This is a genomic window from Pseudomonas sp. KCJK9111 (assembly GCF_046231935.1).
Taxonomy (GTDB): domain Bacteria; phylum Pseudomonadota; class Gammaproteobacteria; order Pseudomonadales; family Pseudomonadaceae; genus Aquipseudomonas; species Aquipseudomonas parafulva_B.
In genome coordinates, this window is sequence record NZ_JBJJMO010000060.1 from 1 (window position 1) to 26,205 (window position 26,205).

A 26,205-nucleotide genomic window follows, 5' to 3' on the forward strand; every position below is an offset into this window, starting at 1 on the left:
CCCAGGCGCCTGAGGGTCTGCCGTAGGCTCTCACGACCTACCGAAAGAATCGCGCCAAGTTGTGCTACACGCACGAAAATGGGGCCCCTGAGGGCCCCATTTCTGTGCAGCAAAATCTGGCTTATTGCGCCAGCTTCTTGTGCCGCACACGGTGCGGCTGTGCAGCGGCGTCGCCCAGGCGCTTCTTGCGATCGGCTTCGTACTCGGTGTAGTTGCCTTCGAAGAACACCACGTTCGAGTCGTCCTCGTACGCCAGGATGTGAGTCGCGACGCGGTCCAGGAACCAACGGTCGTGGGAAATCACGATAGCGGCGCCGGGGAAGTCCAACAGTGCCTCTTCCAGGGAACGCAAGGTTTCGACGTCCAGGTCGTTGGACGGTTCGTCGAGCAGCAGGACGTTGCCGCCCTCTTTCAAGGTCAGCGCCAGGTGCAGACGGCCACGTTCACCGCCCGAGAGGTCCTTGACGAACTTCTGCTGGTCGCCACCTTTGAAGTTGAAGCGGCCCACGTAAGTACGCGACGGGATTTCGTAGTTGCCGATACGGATCATGTCCGAGCCGTCGGAAATCTGCTGGAACACGGTCTTGGCACCGTCCAGGTCCTCGCGACTCTGGTCGACACAGGCTAGTTGCACGGTTTCACCGATCTCGATGCTGCCCGAATCCGGCTGTTCCTTGCCCATGAGCATGCGGAACAGGGTGGATTTACCGGCACCGTTACCCCCTATCACGCCCACGATTGCACCCTTGGGCATGGCGAAGGACAAGTTGTCGATCAGGACGCGGTCGCCATAACCCTTGGTCACGTTCTTGAATTCGATGACCTTGTCGCCCAGGCGCGGACCGGCCGGGATGTAGATCTCGTTGGTTTCGCTGCGCTTCTGGAATTCCTGCGACTGCAGTTCTTCGAAACGCTGCAGACGTGCCTTGGATTTGGACTGGCGAGCCTTGGCGCCTTTGCGCACCCACTCCAGTTCTTCCTTCATGGCCTTTTCATGGGCGCTTTGCTGCTTGGATTCCTGGGCCAGACGGTCGGACTTGGCTTCCAGCCAGCCCGAATAGTTACCTTCATAAGGAATACCAGCGCCGCGGTCGAGTTCCAGGATCCAGCCTGCGACGTTGTCGAGGAAGTAACGGTCGTGGGTGATGGCCACCACAGTACCGGGGAAGTCGTGCAGGAAGCGCTCGAGCCAGGCGACCGAGTCAGCGTCCAGGTGGTTGGTCGGTTCGTCGAGCAGCAGCATGTCGGGGGCCGACAGCAGCAGACGGCACAGGGCGACACGGCGCTTTTCGCCACCGGAGAGGTGCTCGATGCGTGCATCCCAAGCCGGCAGGCGCAGCGCGTCGGCGGCCACGTCCAGCTGGCGTTCCAGGTTGTGCCCGTCGGCGGCCTGCAGGATGGATTCGAGCTTGGCCTGCTCGGCGGCCAGCTTGTCGAAGTCAGCGTCCGGCTCGGCGTAGGCCGCGTAGACCTCGTCAAGGCGCGCCTGGGCGTCCTTGATGACGCTGACGGCTTCCTCGACCACCTCACGGACCGATTTGCTCGGGTCCAGCTGAGGCTCCTGGGGCAGGTAGCCCACGTTGATGTCAGGCATCGGACGGGCTTCGCCGTCGAATTCCTTGTCGACGCCCGCCATGATCCGCAGCAGCGTCGATTTACCCGCGCCGTTGAGGCCCAGCACGCCGATCTTGGCGCCAGGGAAGAACGACAGGGAAATGTTCTTCAGGATTTCCCGCTTCGGCGGCACGACCTTGCTCAGCCGATGCATGGTGTAGACGTATTGAGCCAAAACCAAGCCCTCTAATTCAGATAGGTAAAGACATCGACGATCGCCCCAGCGGGTCGGCCAGGGGTCGGGTGTCGTTGAACAAAGTGGACCATTCTACGCCAACGCGCAGTATTTGATAGGAGGCGCCGAGCGCAACAACGCGCCGGCATCACGGCGCTGTACACGCCTGGATCTGCCGGCGGTGCAGGCCTGGAACGGTCGTCGAGCAGCAGCGATCATGCCCTGTGGCCGCGCCTGGCGAGCAGCCCTTGCTCAGACGTGACGCTGGCGCGCCTTGCCCCGTGGCAGTCGGCAACGGTCGCCTTGCTCGGCCAGGCGCGCCGCCCAGGCGGACTTGACGCAGAACCCGCCCGAGCGCGCAGGCTGCGCAGCGGCGACACGGTTATCAGAGGTGCCGGGCGTGACCGATGCCGCCGTCGACGCACGTGGGGCGGCGCAAACGACTGCAGCTGGGACGGGTGCCTTGGCAGACTTGCGCAGCTCGGCCAGCGACGGCGCCTTGCTCTTGGTAGAAGTGGCCGCCTCGGGCTTGGCCAGTGAGCGCTGGCACGATTTGCAGGACACGTCCTCGGTCACGGCAGAGCTGACAAGGGTCTGACTGCTGCGCCCACAGGCGGAATCGAGGCCATTGATGGAAAAATGAGTAACCAAAACCGAACATCTCCCAGGCATTGTCATATAAAGCGGGCGGTATTCTCGCACAGCAGGCATGCGCTTGCCGAATAGGGCGGTCCGAAGCATGAATGGCACTGGCACTTTGCCATAATGCGAGGCATGCTAGCCGGTTTCGAGGGGTCGGCTTATAGTGCGCCACCGCGCATCGGTTACCTCATAAAAAAAGCATACGCCATGCCCGACCCCTCCCTGCCATCGCCAGGCCCATCGCAGGATCGACGCTTGATCACACTCACTCCACCGCCGTCATCGCGTAGCGTGTCCAAGGCGCCCGTTGCCAGCCTGCGCGGGTCGATCAAGGGTGCGCTGGCATTGCTCGCCCTGATTCTGCTCGGGCTGCTGCTTTGGCAGCTGTTCGCGCAGTTCAGCCTGACCCAGGCCGAACTGCGCAACAAGCGCCTGGAAGACACGACCGAGCTGGCGGACCACCTGGGCCTGAACATGGCACTCAAGGCGCAGCAGGCCATCAACCTGCTCCAGCCCTACCCAACCGTGGCGGCATCGGCAGCTGGGCCCCTGGTGGTCACGCTGCGCGAGCGGGTGCCTGCGCTGCGCAGCGTGGTCTGGATAGACGAGGCCGGGCAGATCGTAGCCGACAGTGCACCTGCCAGCGACGACCACGCAGTCATCGGTGAGGTGCTGAGGCTCAACCAGGAGCGCCCCTATTTCTTTACCAATGCGCCCAGCAACGCCAATGTGTACCTGTTGCTGAGCCAATCACCAGGCCAAGGCCATTGGCTACTGCGCTTGTCGCCTGATTATTACCGCGCCCTTACCGGCCATCTGCACGAAGCTGACCATCTGCTATGGCTGCTGGAAAACAGCCGTACAGGCGAGGTGCTGCAACGCGACCTGGCCTCCGAGCGCCCCGACGCGCCCTTGCAAAGCGTCATGCTGGCGTTCATCGACAACAGTGCCTGGCAACTGCGCGGCCTGTTCGACGCTGACGGGGCGCGCGATGACCTGCTGCCTGCCTTGATAGGCAAATGCCTGCTGGTGCTGTTCTGCGCCCTGCTCCCAGTGCTGGCGCTGGTCAACATGCGCCGCCGGCAGCGGGCCTTGCAGGAAGACCGCAGGCGTTATCAGGAGATCTTCGAAGGCACAGGTGTGGCCCTGTGCGTGCTGGACCTGTCCAGTTTGCCCGGCCAACTGGATCGCTATCACGTGCGCAACCGCGCCGCGCTCAAGCACAGCCTGATGCTGGACCCTCACCTGCGCCGCTCGCTCCTGGCGCAACTGAAGATCACCGAAATCAACCAGGTAGCGCGCCAGCTGCTCCAAATCGAAGACCACCAGCAAGCCTGGCAGCGCCTGATCGACGACAGCGGTGACGGCCAGGACAGCGTTGGCATGCAACTGCTCGAGGCCTTGATCGACCAACGCCCGTCCCTGGAGCTCGAGGTGCGCCTGCCTGCTCCGCATGGCGACGCACTGCACTTGTGGCTCACAGCGCGCCTGCCGCAATTGCGCCGCAACTACCAGGCCGTGATCCTCAGCATCAGCGACATCACCAGCCGCAAGAAGGTGGAGCTGTCGTTGCTCGAGCGCGAGCGGTTCTGGTCGGACGTGGTGCGTACCGTACCGGATCAGCTCTACGTCCAGGATATCCACAGCCAGCGGATGATCTTCAGCAACCGCCACCTGGGCCAGACGCTGGGGTATGACCGCGCGGAACTGGCCCGCATGGGCGACCGCTTCTGGGAGCTGCTGCTGCACCCCGAAGACGCCGCGCATTACCAGGACCTGCGCCAACAGCAGCTCGACAACGGCCATGACCTGCCGCTGCACTGCCAGCTGCGTTTCCGGCACCATGATGGCAACTGGCGCTGCTACGACATACGTGAGCAAGTGCTGGCGCGTGACGCCGACGGCCGGGTGACGCGCATCATCGGTGTAGGCAAGGACGTGACCGTGCAGATCGAGGCGAGCCAGTCGCTGCGCGACAGCGAACAGCGCTATCGGATGCTGGCCGAAAGCATCAGTGACGTGATCTTCTCCACCGACAGCCAGCTCAAGCTCGACTACGTAAGCCCCTCGGTGCAAAGCGTGCTGGGCTATCACGCCGACTGGATCTTCGCCAACGGTTGGCATTCGATCATCGCCAACCCCGCCCAGCTCACGGGCATCTACGGTTTGATGGAGCGGGTAAGCAAGGCGATGGACGATCCGGCTCAACTGGCCGAACTGCGTGGCCAGCTGCCGACCCAGCTGTTCCTGTTCGACTGCCTGCGCGCCGACGGCCGCAAGATCCCCATCGAGTTGCGCCTGGTACTGGTCTGGGATGACGACCAGCGTTTCGAGGGTGTACTGGGAGTAGGTCGCGATATCAGCCAGCAGCGCCGTGCAGAGAAAGACTTGCGCATGGCCGCGACGGTTTTCGAGCACTCGACCTCGGCCATTCTGATCACCGACCCTGCCGGCTACATCGTGCAGGCCAACGAGGCATTCAGCCGGGTCAGCGGCTACGCGGTCAGCGAGGTGCTGGACCAATTGCCGAGCATGCTGGTCATGAACGACCAGCAGCAGGCGCACCTGCGCTACATCCTCAAGCAGCTCAACCAGCGTGGCAGCTGGGAGGGCGAGGTGTGGCTCAAGCGCCGCGATGGCGATCACTATCCGGCCTGGGTAGGCATCACTGCCGTGCTGGACGATGAAGGCGACCTGGCCAGCTACGTGTGCTTCTTTACCGACATCAGCGAGCGCAAGGCCAGCGAACAGCGCATTCACCGCCTGGCCTATTACGACGCCCTCACGCACCTGCCCAACCGTACGTTGTTCCAGGACCGGCTGTACAACGCCCTGCAGCAGGCCGAGCGGCAGAAGGCCTGGGTGGTGTTGATGTTCCTGGACCTGGACCGTTTCAAGCCTATCAACGACTCCCTTGGCCATGCCGCGGGCGATCGCATGCTCAAGGACATGGCGCTGCGCTTGCTGGCCTGCGTAGACGAGGACGATACGGTCGCGCGCATGGGCGGCGATGAATTCACGCTGCTGCTACAGCCTCGGCCTACCCGCGAGATGGCGTTGAACCGCGCCATTCACGTGGCCGAAAACATCCTCGGCAGCCTGGTCAAGCCGTTCGTGCTGGAGAACCGCGAGTTCTTCGTCACGGCCAGCATCGGCATCGCACTCAGCCCGCAGGATGGCGGCGAGTTGAGCCAATTGATGAAGAACGCCGACACCGCCATGTATCACGCCAAAGAGCGCGGCAAAAACAACTTCCAGTTCTACCAGGCCGAGATGAACGCCAGCGCCCTGGAGCGTCTGGAACTGGAAAGTGACCTGCGCCATGCCATGGAGCAGAACGAATTCATTTTGTATTACCAACCGCAATTTAGCGGCGACGGCAAGCGCCTGACCGGTGCCGAGGCACTGCTGCGCTGGCGGCACCCCACCCGCGGCCTGGTGCCACCGGGCGACTTTATTCCCGTCATCGAAGAACTGGGCCTGGTGGTGGACGTCGGTGACTGGGTGCTGCGCGAAGCCAGCCGTCAGCTGAAGGCCTGGCACAAAGCCAAGGTGCGTGTGCCGAAAGTGTCGGTCAACATCTCAGCACGCCAGTTCTCCGATGGTCAGCTGGGCACGCGGATTGCCAACATCCTGGAAGAAAGCGGCCTGCCACCGGCGTGTCTTGAGCTTGAGCTGACCGAAAGCATCCTGATGCGCGAAGTGAACGAAGCGCTGCAGATTCTGGCCAGCCTCAAGAACCTGGGCCTGAGCATTGCAGTGGACGATTTCGGGACCGGCTATTCTTCGCTCAACTACCTCAAGCAGTTCCCGATCGATGTGTTGAAGATCGACCGTACCTTCGTCGACGGCTTGCCCGAAGGTGAGCAGGATGCGCAGATCGCCAGGGCGATCATCGCCATGGCCCACAGCCTGAACCTGGCGGTCATCGCCGAAGGCGTCGAGACTCATGAGCAACTTGAGTTCCTGCGTGAGCACGGCTGCGACGAAGTACAGGGCTATCTGTTCGGACGACCGATGCCGGCGCATCAGTTCGAGGCACAGTTCGCCAATGAGACGTTGTTCATGTTCAATTGAGCCGCCCTTGACTCTGCCTTCGCGCTGCGGTTGAAACGGCAGCGAGGCGCCTCACGTATGGTCAGGCACCGCACGCAGGCAACGTCAAAAACCGGACCTGAAAGTCAACTCGAATGCCCGCCGAGCCCAGCAACGGCGCGGGATGCAACATGAGCCCCACTGGTCCGCGACTTGATGCCACTTCATATGCCAGCGGCGGATCAATGGGGTAGAATGCCCACCCACTTCACCCCCGATCCTTGAGGACCGCCATGTTCAGCCGTGATTTGACCATTGCCAAGTACGACGCCGAGCTCTTCGAAGCCATGCAGCAAGAAGCCCTGCGCCAGGAAGAGCATATCGAGCTGATCGCCTCGGAAAACTACACCAGCCCGGCCGTCATGGAAGCCCAGGGTTCGGTACTGACCAACAAGTACGCCGAAGGCTATCCAGGCAAGCGCTACTATGGTGGCTGCGAATACGTCGACGTGGTCGAGCAACTGGCCATCGACCGCGCCAAGCAACTGTTCGGTGCCGACTACGCCAACGTCCAGCCGCACGCAGGCTCCCAGGCCAACGCCGCTGTCTACCTGGCCCTGCTGTCGGCCGGTGACACCATCCTGGGCATGAGCCTGGCCCATGGTGGTCACCTGACCCACGGTGCTTCGGTCAGCTCGTCGGGCAAGCTGTACAACGCCGTACAGTACGGCATCGATGGCAATGGCCTGATCGACTACGACGAAGTCGAGCGCCTGGCAGTCGAGCACAAGCCTAAGATGATCGTTGCCGGTTTCTCGGCGTACTCCCAGGTACTGGACTTCGCCCGTTTCCGCGCTATCGCCGACAAGGTCGGTGCCTACCTGTTCGTGGACATGGCGCACGTGGCGGGCCTGGTCGCCGCCGGCGTCTACCCTAACCCGGTTCCCTTCGCCGACGTCGTCACCACCACAACGCACAAGACCCTGCGCGGCCCGCGCGGCGGCCTGATCCTGGCTCGCAAGAACGAAGAGATCGAGAAGAAGCTCAATTCCGCGGTCTTCCCAGGCGCCCAGGGTGGCCCGCTGGAGCACGTGATTGCAGCCAAGGCCATTTGCTTCAAGGAGGCTTTGCAGCCAGAGTTCAAGGCCTATCAGCAGCAAGTGGTGAAAAACGCCCAGGCCATGGCCAGCGTCTTTATCGAGCGTGGCTTCGACGTGGTATCCGGTGGTACCGAAAACCACCTGTTCCTGCTGTCGCTGATCAAGCAGGACATCTCGGGCAAGGACGCTGACGCGGCCTTGGGCAAGGCGTTCATCACCGTCAACAAGAACTCGGTCCCGAACGACCCACGCTCCCCGTTCGTCACCTCGGGCCTGCGTTTCGGCACCCCGGCCGTGACCACTCGCGGTTTCAAGGAAGCCGAGTGCCGTGAGCTGGCTGGCTGGATCTGCGACATCCTCGCCGACCTGAACAACGAAGCGGTGATCGACGCCGTGCGCGAGAAGGTCAAAGCCATCTGCAAAAAGCTGCCGGTGTACGGCAACTGATCGCTGATCGCTAACTGGAAAGCCCGGCCTGGTGCCGGGCTTTTTTGCATCCTGCGTTTGGAACCCGTTCCGGTTATCCCCTGTGCGCATCGGCATAGATTTCTGAGTTCGTCCCTGAACATTGGAGGCATGAGATGACCCACAGCTTGGAGAATTACACACGCGTCTAGCGGTAACACGTTTAATCTGGTCCAGCAGGAGGCTGGGCTTTTTGCGATGCGTGTCCAATCGTCTGCATGCCTGTGCTGACGGCCACGCAACCGCTTTCCAACTCCGCTAGCCAGGCACAGACCTGGCTATTGGAATTGCCTGGATTCGATACAGTAAGTCAGCAAGTCCTGGTCACTGTCGACATTGAGTTTGCGCATCGCCGACACCTTCTGCGCGCTGACTGTCTTGTTGCTGCGCGACAGTTGCCGGGCGATATCACCTACGGTCATCCCAGTGACAAAGAGCCGGATGACCTCGAGTTCTCTGGGGGACAGCTGATTGAAGCGTGCCTCGACCTTCACGGCTTCGCGCACCACGGATGTGGGTGCCGGCAATGGGCTTCGGTACCGACGCCGCTTGCGGATGGCACTCAGCGCTTTTTCGATTTCATCATGCAGGTGATTTTTCTGAATGACCCCTGCCACACCCAGTTCCTGAAGCCGGGACAGAATCAACCCGTTGGAAATCATGGTCAGAATGATGACCTGGGTGTCCGGGAAGTGACGCAAAATGTACTCGATGAGTTTGAAACCATCCCCGTAGGTGCAATCCCCCGGCATATTGAAGTCCGTGATCAAGGTGCGAGGGTTGTGCAGGCGCAGTTGATCGATCAATTCAGATGAGTTGGTGGCTTGACCGACGACTTTATAGCGCCCGATGCGTTGAATGACTTCACGCACCCCCAGCAGGACGATGGGATGATCGTCAGCGATGACAACCTTGTGATGAGGCATGCAGAAATACTCCAATAGGGGACAAGGCTCATCCGGGAATCTCGTCTGACAAGCGTTGCGCGACCTGGGCAAGCCGCCCGCACAGCGTACGGACTTGCCCGCCCAGGCGTGCGTCCAGCGGCAGCTCCTGCAACATGTTTTCCAGTCGTTGGCATGCGCTGTACAACGCGGTTGCGTTGATGCTGGCCAATGCACCGCTCAAACTATGCAACCGTTGTTCGACCAGAACTGCATCACGCTCGATCACCCCTTTTTCCAGCTGTTCGATGTCGCTTGCCAACGTCTGGGCAAGCAATTGGCGCATGGGCTGGGACAATTGAATCCAGCCTGAAAAATCCTCACTGCCCGGGTCGGTTGCAGCCTGAGTATCAGTCGATCCAGGGCAGTGGTTCATCAGTACCTGCCGCAGTGCACCAAGGCTCAGAGGCTTGACGATCCACGCGGTCATACCCGCTTGCAGGCAACGCTCACCTTCTTCGCGCAGCGCATTGGCGGTGATTCCGATGATGGGTACGTCGACACCTGCCTCTCGCAGCGTGCGGGTCAGCGCGTAGCCGTTCATTCTGGGCATGTTGATGTCGGTGATGACCATATCGAAACGCTTGGCATGCCAGAGTTGAAGTGCCTGGTGGCCGTCAGCCGCGACGGTTGGATAAGCCCCAATGGCTTCGAGCTGCTCACGCATGACCGCCTGGCTGACTGGGTTATCCTCAGCCACCAAAACGCTCAATTTCAATGGTGCAGACGGCGCCTGCGACCCCTCTTTTTGCACAGGCACCACGGTCGGCGAGGAGGCCACAACGGGCAAGCGTATGAACAGTGAGAAGCTGCTCCCAAGGCCAGGCTCACTGACCACACGCATGGTGCCGCCCATCGACTCACTCAAACGTGAACAAATGGAAAGCCCGAGCCCGGCACCTCCCCCTTCCTGGCCTGCCGATACCTGGTAGAACGGTTTGAACAGATGCTCCAGGGCCTTTTCGGGAATCCCTTTTCCGGTGTCCGTCACTTGCCATTGCAATAACACATCCTGATCGCTGCGCTCTTGAACGATCAAGCGCAGGCGTACGCGTCCAGAGGGGGTGAACTTGATCGCGTTGCCTAGCAAGTTGTGCAGGATCTGCCTGATCCGCCCGGCATCCCCTTCTACCTGTGCAGGCACCTGGGCGTCTATTTCAGCTTCAAGCTGCAGCCCTTTACCTTGCGCTGTGGCTTCGAAACTGGCCTGTGCGTCGTCGACCAGCTGACGCGGATCGAAAGCGGCATGCTCGAAGGCCATCTGCCCAGATTCGATCTTCGTCACATCCAGAACATTACTGATCAGCTGGAACAGCACTGTCGACGAGGTTTCGATGATCTGCAGGTAATGCCTCTGGCGTTCGCTGAGCTCGGTCAGCGACAGCAGTTCAAGATTGCCCAGCACACCGTAGAGCGGGGTTCTTATTTCATGGCTCATGGTAGCCAGGAAAACGGTCTTGGCCTCATTGGCAGCCGTCGCACGCTGGTGGGCCTGGTTGAGCTGCAATTGCTCGTCGACGTGGCGGGTGATGTCATTGCAGCCGCAGAGGAACACGTCTTCTCCGTCATAACGGGTAGCGACCGCCACCACCTGGACGTAACGCCCGTCCACCAGCAGGCACAGTTCGCCCGGCGCCTGGTCACCGTGGTTATCCCGCAGCAGTTGCAGCACCGCTGCGGTAACGCCCAGCTGTACCGCGCATTCGTTTTCCAACAATACCCTGTGATCGTGGCGCCTCACAACGCACAGCCCGACCGGCACGTTGTGAAGGATGATGCGGCTGAAAGCCTCGCTTTCCGCCAGCCGGACTTGTGCTCGCTGGGCGGGCCGAACGATGCGCGACTTGTACCAGTGATTGACCCAAAGCCCCAGCAGGATCGCAGCGATGATTGTCAGCGCCAGGCCAAGCAGTGGCCATTTGGCGTAGCGCAGAAAATCCCCGTAGCTGATGGCATACAGCCCAGTCCACGCGTCTCCCGACGATGACATCATCTTGAAACGCAAGCCGCTCCGGTTGAAGCTCAAGCCAAGCGGGGCCAGATCGCCCTTGCTGCGCGCCCCCATCAAGACCTTGCCATCAGGGGAAATCAGGGTGAACTGGTTGTAGACCGATAACCTGAGCACACGCTCGAATTCATCGACCTGCTCCGTATCCATTACCGCAGCCAAAACCATTTCCCGATCGCCCGTCGCACTCGGCTTGAGGGTGTGCTCAGGCGCCAACTTCAAAAGCGCGACCATGCGCAGGTTGTCGTTGTAAAGGCGTGCTGGCGCTCGCACCCAATGGACACGCTGGTCGGGCAGCATGTCGGGCTGAGCCAACAAGTGCACCAAGCGATCGACCACGGTTACATAATGGCGAGGCAGCAGTGGCTGATGCTGACGCTGGTCGCCAGCAGCGGGCACGGCAATGCTTGCACCCGTTCCCCGTTCGAGCACGAACAGTTGCGGCGATGCGTAGAACGAGCGGGCCCAGAACCCCCCGTAGTAGTCGGTCAGACGCAACCCCAACCCCAAGCCGCCGCGTACTTCCTGGGCCCCGAAATCGCCGGTGTAGGCCAAAGTGAAGGGTAAGGAGAGTTCGAATCCTTTGGCCTTGACCAGCGTCTTGCCGTCAATGCTCGTTGAATCGAGCACCGTGACGCCCTGTTTTACAGGAGGAGGAAGCTCGCCACCGGCTGGCATGCTGTTGGCCAGATTCTGCAGGAAGATCTCATGCTCATGGATGATTTCGATCACCCGGGCAAAATGCAGCTCCAGCCGCTGCTGCTCCGATTCCAGAAGGCGCGATACTGCCCAATAACAGGTACTGGATAACAGCAGCATAAGCCCACTGAGTAGCAGGATTGCCTTGTTCAGGCGCTGAGAGCTGCGCGCAAGTTTATCCATGCGCAAGCTGGCATTTTTCATGGTGTTGATCGTCGGCATCACTCTATGAAGGTGAGAGTGCTCTAACAGACACAAAATTCATGCCATATAGCGACATATTTAGATAGCTGAAACGTTTCTTCGAGCATCCATCCTCTTCATTCGACGCTCTGCCCGTTGAGCAAGGAGAGCATGTTGTCTCGAGCCACGGCTGGGGAGATGATGAACCCCTGCACCTGGTGACACTGGGCCTTGCGGACAACCTCCAACTCATCTCGCGTTTCAACACCTTCTGCTACTGTCACCAGCCCCAGCGCACGCCCAAGGTGGACGGCACTGGCCAGGGCGATGGCCATGTCGGGGTTGCATGCACAACCATTGACCAGGGAGCGATCAATCTTCATTTCGGTGAAAGGCGTGGAGATCAGGTTGGAATAGGAACTGTACCCTTTGCCGAAATCATCCTGTGCCAGGCCGAAGCCCATCATGCGCAGCCGGCACGTCCCTGCAAAGTAATCGCTGGAGCGCCGGGTGGTCGACGTTTCTGTCAACTCGAAGGTGATGGTCCTGGGGTCGGCGCCTCGTCCTCGAACCTTTCGGTGCAGCGTGTCGACCAGATCGGGACGGTCCAGCAGGTGCGTAGGCAGATTGATCGAGACCGGTAGCCTGTATCCTTCTGCGGCCCAAAGCGATTGAGCGGTAAGCGTTTGCTCAAGCATGTTGTACAGCAGCGGCAAATCGAGCCTTGCAGCCTCCAGGTCGGGCAGAAATGCCCGCGGCAGCAAGAGACCTTCGGCTGGATGCAGCCATCTGGCCAGGGCCTCGGCACCGACGATCCTGCCGTCGAGCAGGGATTTCTTGGGCTGAAACCACGCCTGTATCTCGCCCGCCTGCAGTGCACGGGTAAGCGCGCTGGCCGAATGGCCACCGGAACAGGATCGAGGTTGCAAGTGGCCTTGAGCGCAGGCGCTATCCATGTAGCGACGCAGTGCAGCGACATGATGCGCCTGCACGGGCTTGCTGATCATGCCGGCCAGGCGGATACCGAGGTTTTCGGCGACCTTGCCAACACCTGCGAGCACGCGCGCAGAAGCCGCGGTCATCAGCCCCAGCGCCGGAGGCGTCGGTAGCAGGCTCATCTTCTGGATGAACTGTACGCCGTCCAATTGCGGCATCATCAGGTCAGTGACGACAAGGTGGTAGGCCTGGTTGCGCAACTGCTCGATCGCCAGGGTGGCATCGGCTTGCAGCGCGACGTCGAACCCACCGACGGACCGGAACAGCTGTGCCAGGTGCTGGTGTTGAAAGGGGTGATCCTCGACGATCAAGACGCGATAGATCATCAGGCCGCGCCCTTACGGTACGGCAGCAGGCACTGGTAGAGCGCGTGCAACGTGAAGGGTTTGACCAGAAACTGATCCATTCCGGCGCCCAGGCAACGCTCCGCCTCATCGAGCATGGCGTTGGCGGTTGCGCCCACGATGGGTATGGCATGGCCCTGTTGGCGCAGGTTCTGCGCCAACTGGTAGCCATTGATTCTAGGCATGTTCACATCGGTGAGCACCAAGTCGAAGACCTCACGCTGACACAGGTCCAACGCTTGCTCGCCATCATTGGCAAGGGTGACCGTGCAGCCGAGCTTCTCCAGTTGATCCCGCAGGATCAGCTGGTTGATGACATTGTCCTCAGCCACCAGCACATGAATGCACAGTTTGGTTTCGATCATTGCCTGACGGGCTGTCGCGCTGTGTCGTGCTTCGATGCCCTGGGCTTGGCTCACCGCCTGGTTGAGCGACTGCAGATTGTTCAGGCCCACTCGCCAGCATTGAGCCGAGGGGCGCGACAGTGCGTGCTCGTCGGCGCAGGCAAGTACCAAAGGGCCTGGCCATTGCCCGATGACGGCCGAGCTAGCAGGGCCTGGACATAACTCGACCAGAACGATGCCCGGCTCATGACGGACGTCCGGCACGCCAATCGCTTGAGCCCGGGCGCCCCAGCGACGTAGCCAGCCAGCGGCATGATCGGCCAGTTCGGGAACAGGTGAATAAACCATCACGCCTTGGTTGAGCAATGGCTGGGCCCAGCTCTGATCTTCATCGAGCGCCAACTGCCCGAGCGGCAGCGTGAATGAAAAGCTGCTGCCCAGGCCCGGCTCGCTGAACACACGAATCGACCCGTTCATCAACTCGACCAGCCGCTTGCAGATGGACAGGCCCAGGCCGGTCCCTGCCACCGTGTTGGTGCTGGGACCACTTTGGAAGAACGGCTCGAACAGGTGTTGCTGGTCCTGTTCGGGGATGCCCTGCCCCGTGTCCACTACCTGCCAGCGCAGCATCATGCGCTCTCCTTCGACCCCAACCAGATGAAGCCTGACCATGATCCGGCCACTGCGGGTGAACTTGACCGCATTACTGAGCAGATTGCCAAGGATCTGGCGGGTACGCGTCGTGTCGCCTACCACCTGTTCAGGAAGTTGCGGGTCCATGCAGCTGAGCAACTGCAAACCTTTGGTCTGTGCAGCACCCATATAGCCCTGCATGACGTCCTGGGTCAGCTCGACGGGTGAGAACGCACTGACTTCCAGCGCCAGTTGCCCGGCCTCGATCTTGGACACATCCAGCACATCGCAGATCAGCTGCAGCAAGGTGGCCGATGAGCCTTCGATGGCATTGAGGTAGCCCCTTTGCTGGCTATCGAGGTGGGTGCGTGAAAGCAGTTCGAGCGTTGCCAGCATACCGTAGAGCGGGGTGCGGATTTCATGGCTCATGGTGGCCAGAAACAGTGTTTTCGCTTCATTGGCAGCATCGGCCAGCGCCCTGGCCTGTTGCAGCGAAAGCTCGGCGGTTTTTCGTTCGGTGATGTCGCTGAAGGCGCAGATCAGAACATCTTCCCGTCGATAGCGGGTAGGTGCATAACTCAGACACAGGTGACGACCATCGGCCATTTGCAGCTCTTCTGTGCAACTGGTCTGCGCAGGCTTGCCAAACGCACGGGTAATCCAGTCCTGACAGGCTCGGGTTCGCTCATCGCCCATTACAAGCCACTGCTCGCTCAGCCGATTGGCCAGCACCACCGCACCGTCACGACGACGCAATACACACAGCGCAACCGGGGCGGTGCGGATGACGGCACTGCTAAACGCTTCGCTTTCGACCAATGCCTCGATTCGAGCAGCTGCCGGGCGGATGAGTCGCAAGTCGACCCGGCGGACCAGCCACAGCATCAGCAGTGTGACGGCGACACTGATCAATACTGCCAGCCCGAACGGCAGAATCAGCACTGGGACGATAGAGGCCAGGGGTGTGCTGTAGATGATCTGCCAATCCGAATGGTCGAGCTGTTTGCGAATGCTCAGGCGGTCTGGGAGCCAATAGCCGCCTTCCCAACCGAAACCATCATCCACGTGCGTTGCCGTATGGCGCTGGGAAGTCAATTGCTGCTCGCGGTCCTTGCTGGCGATGATCTGGCTTGCACTGTCGACCAGCTGGAATTCACCCGCCTGCTCATGGCGCAACGCTGCGACCAGCTGCGGGCCCTCTACTTCCAGCCCCAGCCAACCTGAAGCGCGGTCGCGCTCATCCATGGCAATGAAAATGTAGAGCGAGGGCGGTTTATCGTCTCCAGGGTCCGCCAGCCAGATTTGCTCATTCTCAGGTTCGCCGGGCGATCCGCGCAGGCGTTGCAGCACGGCGTTGGGAACCAGGGGTGGGACCTCGGGCCGGCTATAGAGCCACTGCACCGACGCATCCAAAGCGTGCGGCACGTATACCAGGTTGGTCTGCTTGGTGCGCAAAAAATCCAGCATGCGCGGCGTCAGCCACAAGCTCCAGGTACCGCTGGGCTGACGGAGAACAATATGGACTTCCTCGCCCGGAATGTAAGTATCGCTATCGCTGGCAGTGGCAGCGTGCTTGACCGTCGAGAGCCCCAGCGACTTGAGCAAGGTCTGACGGCTGACAAAGAAATCCTGGGCGTTGAAGATGGCCTCGTTCATGTATCTGCGCCGGGACGAAATCTCCTCGTTCAGGGTCATGCGCATGTAACCGTAGGCGCCGACATAGACACCCGCTACGAGGGTGATCGCAAACAGGCGTAGAAGATTACGCGCTGCAATAGGCGTTGACAGGTTCCACTGGGCGGCAGGTAACAGGTTGGCTAGCTTCATGCAGCCAGCCTAGGGGCGGCACCGACAGACCTGAATAGGACGAATCTCAATCTGGCGATACGCCACGTGGCCTTGCTCCAGGGCTGATGGACACCGGGTGCGTGATGGGCCGCTCACCGCGTTGCGCGTTACCCTCGTCATCGAGCCATGAAAAGCGAAACGTCGCGTCGCCAGGCACGGTGGCCGGTGTCGTCTGCCGTTGCGTACTGAACGGTGCCAGCAAAGGCGCATCCAGAACGATCGAGCCCTTGCCTTCGCCGATCTGCGCGTGGGAGAGGGAGATATAGAACGGCGTTGGATTGCGCAACTGGACACTGCGACCTTGGGCCGTGACCACTAGGTGCGAAGGTGCCAGCTCAGCCTTGCTCGACAAACGCTGGGGCCGGTAGATGACTTTCAACTGAGTGCGGAGCGTGATCGTCAGGCGCGTCGCACCCTCGTCCAGCACCTCGGTTGGCCGAGGTGGAATCTCGTACACATTAAGCCAGTACAACGATTCTCGATCCTGGGCAAGCACCTGCCCGGTCGTGACGAGGCGCACGCTTCGCTGCTGTTGGGGTTCAAGCCTGAACATTGGGGGAAGCGGCATGATCGGTGCGCTCGCGGTGTCCGGCGTGACAGCCAGATCCCCATTGTCGACCCAAGTCTGGACCACGACCGGATAGGCGTTTTGATTGACCAGTGCCAGTGAGGTTTCGCGCTGGCCTTCATGCACGATGACCCTCGTCCGCTCGGCAGTGACCCCAGCGTTGGCGAGCGTGCTGATCAGCATAGCGACCAGTAGCAGCAGACGTTGCCCACAGCTACTGAACACGTATCACCACCTGCGCTGTGGCCTCGACCCGGCCAGGCCTTACGGTAGGCTGGGTGCCGGTGGAGAGTTTTTCCAGACGCGCTCGGAATGTCTCGGTGTACTGGCCGATGCCATTGACGGTACCGGTCAGGTTGGCAGCGCTACTGATCACCGGGTACCAACCCCGGCCAGCCGCACCACTGCCATTGGCAGAATCCTCATTGGCCAGCAAATTGATGGGCGCACCGCCGCGCAGTAGCCGTATGCCTACTCCCTGCGCCACACCTGCCTGGCCATAACGGTCCGCCAGCAGGTAGGTCAGGCCGCCCTGGGCATTGACCAGGCCCAAGGAAGAAGACGCAGCCAGGGCACCGGAGGAAACCTTGATGCCAATGGCCGTACCGTTGGCGCTGGTGCTGTTCACGATGTTGCTCTGGCAGCGAAAGTTGATCTGAAAAGGCATTTCGCGGCGGCCGCCCGCGTTGATTTCGCTCACGCTGATCGAGGGAAACACTACATAGGGGGTGACACTGGTGACGCTGCAGGTGGGATAACGCTTGAGCGTGACCTTGTTGTACAAGCCCAACGCACCAGGCCAATTCCCGTACCAGCCACTCCAGTTTCCATAATGCGTTTGACCCACTGTCGGATAGGCCAGCCCAGGCCCCTTGATGGCGATATAGGCCGCCGGCTGTGCGTAGCCGTAAAGCTGCGATGAAACCGTTTCGCTGTAGTAGTTGTAGCTGGGGTCTTTGGGGGCACTGAACAGCTCCGCGCGAACGGCACTGAGGTTCTTGGCCTTGACCAGCTGATACCCTCGCGAGTCGGTGTCCAGCCCCGTGAGCCGCCGCTCTTGCCAGACGTCGGTGAACAGTTGGCCGGTTTCCAGGTGAGTCAGGCGCAACAGCACATTCGTCCAGGCTGTCCGGTAGGCGCTGCGCAAGCCCAGGGTGTTGCCGACGCTGTCGCCCCCCTGGAACCAGCCGCTGTAGACGTCGTCACCGTTGGTGGAAAACATCTCGTAAACCGCATCCTGGGCCTCGCAGCGAAAAAACACGTATTCCGGGTTGAATCCGGCCGTAGCACCATACTGGGTGAAAGGCGCCACCGAACTGGCAATCAACGAACCGTAGGGCTGAAAGCTGGGGTCGCTGACGTTGATCACGCTAGGTAAGCCCAAGGAGCCATTGCAGGTATCACAGCCACCGGCCCACGCACCGGCAGTGCCCTCGCCGGGCCGGATGGCATCATTGGCCGTGGTAGTGGCGGCGCCCACGTAGGTGACCTTGTAACAGGTCGCCCAGGCGTTCTGAACGGTTGCGAACACAAAGGCTGCCAACAGCCAGGCCCTGAGCGTCATGAGGGTTCCTCGTTAGGCGTGCATGTACTTTTCAGATGAATGAAGCCCTGGCTGTCATGAGCGTTGCTGCTGTTGACGTCGAAGGGCAACAGGCATGCCTGGTCGGGGCCTGAGCCCCAGCGGACCTGCAGGCGCCCGCTGTCGGCCTGGGCGCGTGCATACACCTGCCCGCCCTGTCCCACCATGCCAATGACGGTGCCCTGCTCGTCCAGCACATCGGCGCCCAGCGCAATGGCACCGCCGCCTGGCAAGCTGGCCTGGATCAACAGGGCATGGCCGATCAAGGTCTTGAAATCGACCAGCACCGCAGCACCGGCGTAGGGCGCGACCTTTCGTTCCGTTTCGATCAACTCGGCCTGGTCACCCATGCCGCTGGGGTCGAGCCCTACCGGGTTGTACCGGTAGGGTGACAACGAAGGCACCACCGCGTAGCCATCCGCGTTCACACGAGCCCCCTGCCCGCCCCGGATGATCGCGCCACCTGCGCCCTTGGCCCGCACCAGCGCGAAGGTGTCCCCCACATAGGGCCCCAAGGTCAGGCCGCCTTCATGCAGGACGGCTGCCCCGCGAATGCCACCGTTGACCTGCCGGTAATCGGCGCTTTGCGAGTAACCGCCGTTGAATGTGGCAACGGCGCTTTGTGCTTGGAGATTGCCCGTCCAGTTCGTCCCGAGTCCGGCGCTGTCACGACTGGCCGCGATCGCGTAGCTCATGTCGCGCTGGGCTCCCAGGGTGCCGTTGATGCCCGTCTGGAAACTGCTGCCCTTGGTATCACCTGAGCGCTGCGTCAGCATCGAGCTGATACTCGGTGCCCGGGTCGAGCTGCCCAGGGGCATGGAGAGCGTCAGCGTCAGGGTATTGGTGCGATTGCTGGTGTCGTGCTGGTCTGCCTGGTTGGCGAAATCGGGCACGCCAGCACTGGTCACCGTGTCCCGGTACCAGGTCGTGCGCTGGCGTGAATAGGCCAGGCTGTAATTGAGCTGCCGCCAGGTGTTGGAATAACCGAACTGCACCTGCGTATCACGGCTTTTGCCGTCGTAGTAGTCGCTGCTCGAGCCAGACAGATACAGGTTTCCGTATCCCCCCAGCCCTTGGTTGACCAGCAAGGTCAGTTGATTGCGTTGCTTGAAACTGGTCGAGTCCCAACTGTCACCCCGCTCGGAGGCCTGCCGTGCACCCAGCGCATCGGCCAGATCCCGGTACCCTTGGGTTGAGTATCGATATCCGGCAAGGTTGAGGGTGGTGTTGGTGGGCTGGAAGGTACGGCTGTAGCTAAGCCCCATGCGCCAGCCTTGCTTGCGCTGTTGGTTTTCAACGGTGGCACTGGAAAACGTGCTGTTGACGCCGAAGGCGCCATAGGGCGTTGCCAGTACGCCACCGCCCAGCACGGCCAGGTAGTCCTGCGCTACCCGAGCGCCCAGGTTGGCCGAAATAGCATTGTTAAGGCCCCGTTGGTAAGTGGCCTCGGCAAAAGCCCCCTGGTTCGCACCGGTCTGGCGTACCTCACCCAGCGTGGCGCTGTAGCGAGAGATGCCCGGGCGGATGGAGTCGGGCACCGCCGCATAGGGGACAGTGAAACGCGTGATGCTGCCGTCGGCCTCGATGACCTGCACATCCAGGTCACCGTTGTAGGCCGTACCGTACAGGTCATCGATAACAAAGGGGCCTGCCGCCACCGTGGTTTCATGCACCTTGCGGCCATTCTGGCTGATCACCACGCGAGCGTTGCTCACCGCCGTGCCGCGCACCTGCGGGGCATATTGACGCTGTGAGTCAGGCAGCATGCGATCGTCGCTGGCCAGGCGCACGCCCCGAAAGCCGATGCTGCCGAACAGGTTGCCTTCGGTGAAGCTGTCGCCGACCGTCAGTTCGCTCTGCCAAGGGGCAATGGCACGCTGTGCATACGTGCGAATGCTGTTCCAGCGGCTGACCGCAGTGCCCCCAAAGCTTGAGTAGCTGTAGTTGGACTGGTGCCGCAAACGCCACAGCCCGACGTTCACGCCCGTGTTCAGACCCAGATAGCCATAGTTGGCCGCCTGGCTTGCTGATGCTTCGTAGCGAGAGTTGTAGAGGCTTGCATCGTAGTTGACGAAGCCCATCGTGCCGCCTGCGTCCCAGTCCTGCGGGTCGACGTAGCCGCGCGGCTTGATGTCGAGCAATGCCTGGGGCACGGAAAGGTCCAGGCGCAGGCGAGCTGAATCGTACTGAAACGTTGACCCCGGTAGCCGCGTGCTCAGCGCCAGGCACTGGGCTGCGTCGGCGGTAGGCGTTTCAAGCGTGCGGGCGTTCATGTGTTGATGCAGGTACCGCTCGGAAAAACAGGGTTCGACGACATCGTCTTGCAGTCTGAAACTCACTTCGCTTCGGTTGACGTAAAGCGTGTTCACGTACACATCGACCAGGTAAGTACCCGGGTCGATCTGCTGCGCTCGATTGAAACGCTCCAGGCTACCACCGGCCAGACCCGAGCCAAGCAACAGGCTGTCGTCGAAGCGGTACTCACCTTCGCCATGGGCCAGCCGGGCCATCATCCAGGCGAGGCCGCCCAGCAGGACCGAGGTGCGCCGCAGATTAGCGCTGCAAGCCATGAGTGATGCCCACACGTGCACCGTAGTCGTTGATCAACTGCGCGTTGAGCTGCGCCGCTGTACCTGTGAGCGCTCCGCTGGCCTCTGGCGTCCACTGCACCGAGCCGTAGGGCGGCACCATGGCAGCATGCAGTTTCACCTGTCTGTTGCCGACAGTGATCGTCGCGGCCCCGAACGAGGCATGGAAGCCCGTCGGATTGTCGACGAGCACGTGCCAGCTGCCGCCGTTCTCGACCAGGCTGAAACGTAGTTTTTCAGGCAACTGCTCGACCGTACCGGCGATGCCAGCAGGGCGGTAGAACAGCTTCAGGCGATTGCGAAGGATCAGCAGCATCTGGCTTCTGTCAGCCTGTGCGGCGTTGCGCGGGGGGATCTGGAGCACGTTCAGATAGAACACTGACTCGCGGTCCTGAGGGAGCGTCGCGCCGGTATAGATGAGCCTCAAGGATTGTCCACTGCCAGGAGCCACGCGTGACACGGCCGGATTGACCATGAACGGCGCCTTGGCAGTTTCTGGCGTGGAAGCAGGGTCATCGATATCCACCCAGGCTTGCACGACATTGGCGAAGGGGTCCTGATTGGTGAGCTGCAGGGTTTTTTCCTTCGCATTACCGGGGTAAATGACCCGTGTACCCGTCACTACCACGCTGGCCTGGACGAGGGTCGCGCCCGTCATGCCGAGCACGAAGGCAAGCGCAATGGCGACCAGCCTGAGCCGGCCCACTGGCAAAGTTCTCATGCAGATACCTCGAAGGCCTGCCGCCCTGGATACGAGCCCCAGGGCGGCAGTCGGAAAAAGTGGCGTGCGCCAATTACTCGTAACGCAGGGTGTAGGTAACCGCGCCAAGCACAGGGCCCGCAGTAACGGTGGCGGCCTCGGATACGTAACGCACGGCATAGTCGTGGCTTGTAGAGGTCTGGCCGGAACTCAGGATGATTTGTCCGGCGCTGACGGCCGCACCCCCTGCCAGGTTCACCGGGCTACCGCCGGGTGCGTCGAGCAACTGCAGTGCAACGCCAGTCGCGCCATTGGTGGCGGTGTTGGTCAGGTTGCCCAGCGATGTCGGGTTGGTGGCCTGGAACAGCGTGGTGAATTGCTCGTTGGCGTCGGTCGGCGCGGCGCAGCCGGTCAGGCGCAGGGTGAATTTGGTCTCCCCTGTGTTTTTGCCGGTGCTGCCACTCAGCGCACTGGCTGGCACGCTTTGCATGACGACGGTTGGCTCGGTGTTGCCATCGACGACAGCAGAGCAGGTCTGATCGGTGACTTCTCCGCTGAAGGTGATGGTGTTGGCCGCGTTCGCCAGGCCAGGGACGGCCATGGTTGCAGCTGCAGCGAAAGCGATAGCGCGAATATTCATTACAGCGTCCTGTGGTTGTTATGTGGGCTGCGCATAGAATGCAGCCCTGGCGCTGTTGGATAACTCAGACGAGTCTTAAAACGGCCACACGCGCTCGATTGCCGCATCGCGCTACAGCGCTGCACTTTTTCCAAGCAGGTACGTTCTTGACCAGAGACCAACTCGAAACCCGGCAGACACCCCTTTATTTCGCCACCGTGCTGGTGGCCATCGCCTTCGGCCTTGTAGCCGATGCCAGTGCCTCTGTCCTGGAAGCACTGATCACGCCAGCCATCGCCGTGCTGATGTACGCCATGTTCCTGCAGATACCCTTTCTGCACCTGCGCGCGAGCCTGGCCAATCGGCGCTTCATGACTGCTTTGCTCCTGGCCAACTTCGTACTGGTGCCCGTCCTGGCGTGGGCGTTGACCCGTGGGCTGACAGGCCACCCAGCCTTGCTGATCGGCGCCCTGCTGGTCCTGCTGGCGCCCTGTATCGACTACGTTGTGGTGTTCACGCACATGGGCAAAGGCGATGCACGGCTCATGCTGGCCGCCACACCCGTGCTGTTACTGCTGCAACTGGTGCTGCTGCCGCTTTACCTGGCGCTCATGCTTGAAGACGGCGACCACATAAGCCTGGCGCTCGGGCCTTTCGTGCAGGCGTTCGTGCTGATGATCGTCGTGCCGTTGGCCTTGGCGGTGCTGACCAGTGCACACGTGGCCAAATCAAAGCGGGTCAGCCGCTGGAACGACGCCTGGGCCTGGATGCCGGTGCCGGCGATGGCACTCGTGCTGTTCGTGGTGATCGCTTCGCAGATCGGCATCGTGTTGCAGGCGCTGGATCAACTGCTGCCCGTGGTGCCGGTTTACCTGGGCTTTGCGCTTTTGGCACCGGTGATTGGCTGGGCGACGGCACGGCTGATGGGCTTGCCTGTACAACAAACGCGCGCCGTGATGTTCAGTGCCTCGACGCGCAATTCGTTGGTGGTGTTGCCGTTGGCGCTCGCCTTGCCAGAGCAGATACGAACGCTGGCAGCGGCGGCGGTGATCACGCAGACAGTGGTCGAGCTGATCTGCGAGCTGGTGTACGTGCGGGCATTTCCAGTGGTCGCCCGCACGTAGGCGGGTTCAGCTGACCACGTGCAGGTAGTGCAGGTGGCGCTCGTACTGGTCGAGGATGTCGCCGATCACATCTTCACGGCTCCAGCCCATGACGTCGTAATCCTGTCCGCCTTCGCGCAGGTACACCTCGGCACGGAAGTACTTGCGTGCATCGCTGTTGTCATCGGCATCGCGCATGACGAAGCTTGGCGTATTGAAGGCGCGGGGGCGAACCTCGTATTTGAAGCGGCCCTCACCGGCATGGGAAAGCTCCAGCGTGATGCGGCCGTCTTCGCGCTCCTCCACCGTCACTTCGTAGCCTTGTTTGCGCAGCTCCTGTGCCACTTCCTCGCACGCGGGCTTGACCACCTCTCCAATGAAGCGAGTGACATGGGCCCTGCGCGGCATCATCGCGATATTGCGCAACCGACGCTGCCAGCCGCCGTGGTTCTGACGGCCCTGCCGCTGGCCCGGCAACGCCTGGGTTCGCAGACCACGCCGTGTGGCGTCCAGCCCCAGTGCTTTGAACAACCCCCAGATGGAAAACAGCAGGATGATCGCGAACGGCAGGGCACTGGCGATGGTGGCGGCCTGTAAGGCCTTCAAACCGTTGGCCAACAGCAGGGCAATGGCCACTGCGCCCATGCTGACCGACCAGAACACACGTTGCCAGAGCGGTGAATGTCCCCTGCCAGACGAAGCCAGCATGTCCACCACCAAGGCGCCCGAGTCGGCTGAGGTGACGAAGAACACGACGACCATCAGCACCGCCAGCATCGAAACGGCCGTGGACCAGGGGAAATGCTCGAGAAACGCGAACAAGGCCAACGAACTGTCCTGGTCGACCACCGTGGCCAGGTCCTTGATACCGCCGTGCAGGATCATGTGAATGGCCGAATCGCCAAATACGGTCATCCACAGCAAGGTGAAACCTGCCGGTACGAACAGCACGCCACAGACGAACTCGCGAATCGTGCGGCCACGGGAAATCCGTGCAATGAACAGCCCGACGAAGGGCGACCAGGACAACCACCAACCCCAGTAGAGCAAGGTCCAGCCACCAATCCAGTCGGTGGGTTCATAGGCGAACAGGTTGAACGTCTTGTTGACGATATCGGACAGGTACGCACCGGTGTTCTGCACATAGGCCTGGAGCAGGAAGACCGTAGGCCCGACTGCCAGGACGAAGAGCATCAGTACCACGGCAAGGCCCAGGTTGAGCTCCGAAAGAATCCGGATACCCTTGTCCAGGCCGCTGGCTACCGACAGCGTGGCCAGCGCACAGGTGACGGCGATCAGGATGACCTGGATCGTGGTGCTGATCGGAAGGCCGAACAGCTGATGCAGGCCGCTATTGATCTGCAGCACACCGTAACCAAGCGAGGTCGCCACGCCGAACACGGTGCCCAGGATGGCGAAGATATCTACCGCATGGCCAATGGGCCCGTAGATACGCTCCCCGATTAGCGGGTACAGCGCCGAACGCAAGGTAAGCGGCAGCCCGTTGCGAAAACTGAAGTAGGCCAGGATCAGCGCCACGATGGCGTAGATCGCCCAGGCATGCAGGCCCCAGTGGAAGAACGTGATGTTCATCGCTTCGCGGGCCGCAGCCACCGTATTGGGGTCACCCACAGGCGGGTTGATGAAGTGCATCACAGGCTCGGCCACGCCGAAGAACATCAGGCCAATGCCCATGCCCGCCGAGAACAGCATGGCGAACCAGCTCTTGTTGGGGTAATCGGGCTCGCTGTGGTCCGGGCCCAGCTTGATATCGCCGTAGCGGCTGACGGCCAGGAAGACGACGCTGATCAGCACCAGCGCGACGGTAAGAATGTAGAACCAGGCCGCATTGGTGACGATCCATTGCTGAACATGCTCGAAGACGCTTTGGGCATGCTCCTGGAAAAGGGTGGCGTATAAAACCAGCAACAGCACCAGTATCGCACTGGTGAAAAAGACAGGTGGGTTGATGGTGCTCCTGCGTTGTTGTTCTTCAGGCATAGGCATTGCTCCTTCTGGCGTTCAGCGCTGCGCTCCATGGTTGGGCAGTCAGAACACGACTGCCCGTGGCGCATGATGAATGGAAGATGCTGAAACCTTACCGTCAGTTCCGGCGTTTCCCAAACTTAAACGCTTCGCTTGCTTTGCAGATGCCCTTGAACCCGTCAGCCGAGGCGCTGTTTGAGCTCGGCAATGTGCTCAGGGCCAATGCCGCAGCAGCCACCTACCATGCTGGCGCCGCGTGCGCGCCAGTCTTTGGCCCAGGCCAGGTAGCCCGGTGGGTCCAGGTCTTCGCGCAGTTCATCCAGCCCGTCGTTGGCGGTGGCTTCCTTGGGCTGAGGTGGGAAGGCGTTGGCATAGGCACCGATGGCGACTTCGCCACCTTGCTGATCGATGACCGAACGGGCGACATCGATGGCCGCGCCGATCACTTCTGGCTGGCTGCAGTTGAACAGCACCGCTGCTGCGCCCAGTTCGATCACCGCCTGCACCGCATCGGCCACCGGCTCACCGGAGCGCAGGCGCGGCACCGTATCGACGTCTTCATCCTGCAAGGTGAAGGACACCCAGAACGGGCGACCGTCCTCGGGCAGGTGGGCACGTATGGCGCGGACTTCAGCGATCGCGCTCTGGGTTTCGGCAAGCCACAGGTCAACGTGTGGTGCCAGGCCCTCAAGCAGCGGCCGCAGGACTTCCTCGACGCGCTCAGGCTGGAACAGGTCGGGACGATAGGACCCGAACAACGGCGGCAGCGAACCGGCCACCCTCACCGGGTGCGGGCCGGTGTCGGCTGCGTGGCGGGCCAATTGACCGGCAACATTGGCCAACTGCCGGCCTTCTTCGGCAAAGCGCGCTTCACCAATGTGGAAAGGGACGACCGCATAGCTGTTGCTGGTGATGACCTGAGCACCTGCGGCAATGAACGCCGCATGCACCCCCACCACCGCTTCCGGCGCCTCGGTCAACGCCAGTGCAGACCACTCTGGCTGGCGGAACGGCGCACCGCTGCGCTGC

At 61.3% G+C, this 26,205-nt stretch carries 16 protein-coding genes; 3 read left to right on the forward strand and 13 right to left on the reverse strand.

All coding sequences use genetic code 11. From position 1 onward, the window contains the following. Positions 1–121: 121 nt before the first annotated feature. Positions 122–1,789, reverse strand: coding sequence for an energy-dependent translational throttle protein EttA (gene ettA / locus ACK59L_RS17485; RefSeq protein ID WP_023533201.1), 1,668 nt, complete (start codon positions 1,787–1,789; stop codon positions 122–124). 252 nt (positions 1,790–2,041) lie between these two features. After that, positions 2,042–2,440, reverse strand: coding sequence for a hypothetical protein (locus ACK59L_RS17490; RefSeq protein WP_409275013.1), 399 nt, complete (start codon positions 2,438–2,440; stop codon positions 2,042–2,044). A gap of 198 nt (positions 2,441–2,638) precedes the next feature. Between ACK59L_RS17490 and ACK59L_RS17495 the strand changes: the two genes are divergently transcribed. Together ACK59L_RS17495 and glyA are read left to right on the forward strand one after the other, a co-directional pair. After that, positions 2,639–6,508 (forward strand): EAL domain-containing protein, encoded by a 3,870-nt coding sequence (locus ACK59L_RS17495; protein WP_409275015.1) that lies wholly within the window; start codon positions 2,639–2,641, stop codon positions 6,506–6,508. A 251-nt stretch (positions 6,509–6,759) separates the two neighbouring features. Then, positions 6,760–8,013: a serine hydroxymethyltransferase gene (glyA, locus tag ACK59L_RS17500; protein ID WP_023533265.1), complete on the forward strand. Its 1,254-nt coding sequence runs from the start codon at positions 6,760–6,762 to the stop codon at positions 8,011–8,013. Positions 8,014–8,309: 296 nt separating this feature from the next. Here glyA and ACK59L_RS17505 read toward each other — a convergent pair whose 3' ends face one another. The 9 genes from ACK59L_RS17505 to ACK59L_RS17545 all read right to left on the reverse strand — a co-directional run bounded on the left by ACK59L_RS17505 (position 8,310) and on the right by ACK59L_RS17545 (position 22,108). Continuing rightward, entirely contained in the window at positions 8,310–8,957 is a 648-nt protein-coding gene (locus ACK59L_RS17505) for a response regulator (RefSeq protein ID WP_058638618.1), read from the reverse strand. A 28-nt stretch (positions 8,958–8,985) separates the two neighbouring features. Then, the gene (locus tag ACK59L_RS17510; RefSeq protein ID WP_409275018.1) at positions 8,986–11,886 is read right to left on the reverse strand and encodes an ATP-binding protein; all 2,901 of its coding nucleotides are present in this window, start codon (positions 11,884–11,886) and stop codon (positions 8,986–8,988) included. A gap of 116 nt (positions 11,887–12,002) precedes the next feature. Next, positions 12,003–13,190, reverse strand: a complete 1,188-nt coding sequence (locus ACK59L_RS17515; RefSeq protein ID WP_409275034.1) for an EAL domain-containing protein — start codon at positions 13,188–13,190, stop codon at positions 12,003–12,005. Further along, positions 13,187–16,009, reverse strand: a complete 2,823-nt coding sequence (locus tag ACK59L_RS17520) for an ATP-binding protein (protein ID WP_409275020.1) — start codon at positions 16,007–16,009, stop codon at positions 13,187–13,189. The genes ACK59L_RS17515 and ACK59L_RS17520 overlap by 4 nt, the downstream gene beginning before the upstream one ends. Positions 16,010–16,055: 46 nt before the next feature. After that, positions 16,056–16,823, reverse strand: coding sequence for a molecular chaperone (locus tag ACK59L_RS17525; protein WP_409275022.1), 768 nt, complete (start codon positions 16,821–16,823; stop codon positions 16,056–16,058). Continuing rightward, positions 16,813–18,162, reverse strand: a complete 1,350-nt coding sequence (locus ACK59L_RS17530) for a fimbrial protein (RefSeq protein ID WP_409275024.1) — start codon at positions 18,160–18,162, stop codon at positions 16,813–16,815. The genes ACK59L_RS17525 and ACK59L_RS17530 overlap by 11 nt, the downstream gene beginning before the upstream one ends. After that, entirely contained in the window at positions 18,159–20,750 is a 2,592-nt protein-coding gene (locus tag ACK59L_RS17535) for a fimbria/pilus outer membrane usher protein (protein WP_409275026.1), read from the reverse strand. Before ACK59L_RS17535 ends, ACK59L_RS17530 begins: the two co-directional genes overlap by 4 nt. Continuing rightward, positions 20,734–21,489: a molecular chaperone gene (locus tag ACK59L_RS17540; protein WP_196135612.1), complete on the reverse strand. Its 756-nt coding sequence runs from the start codon at positions 21,487–21,489 to the stop codon at positions 20,734–20,736. Before ACK59L_RS17540 ends, ACK59L_RS17535 begins: the two co-directional genes overlap by 17 nt. A gap of 73 nt (positions 21,490–21,562) precedes the next feature. Further along, entirely contained in the window at positions 21,563–22,108 is a 546-nt protein-coding gene (locus ACK59L_RS17545; RefSeq protein ID WP_078479122.1) for a fimbrial protein, read from the reverse strand. Positions 22,109–22,254: 146 nt separating this feature from the next. Here ACK59L_RS17545 and ACK59L_RS17550 point away from each other — a divergent pair, with 146 nt between their 5' ends. Beyond that, a complete protein-coding gene (locus tag ACK59L_RS17550) occupies positions 22,255–23,211 on the forward strand; it encodes an arsenic resistance protein (protein ID WP_409275028.1) in 957 nt (318 codons plus the stop codon). Between the two features lie 6 nt (positions 23,212–23,217). Here the strand turns inward: ACK59L_RS17550 and ACK59L_RS17555 are convergent, their stop codons facing one another. After that, positions 23,218–25,191, reverse strand: a complete 1,974-nt coding sequence (locus tag ACK59L_RS17555) for a BCCT family transporter (protein ID WP_409275030.1) — start codon at positions 25,189–25,191, stop codon at positions 23,218–23,220. A 164-nt stretch (positions 25,192–25,355) separates the two neighbouring features. Further along, positions 25,356–26,205, reverse strand: an 850-nt coding sequence (locus tag ACK59L_RS17560; RefSeq protein WP_409275032.1) for a homocysteine S-methyltransferase family protein, incomplete at its 5' end; no start/stop codon positions are given.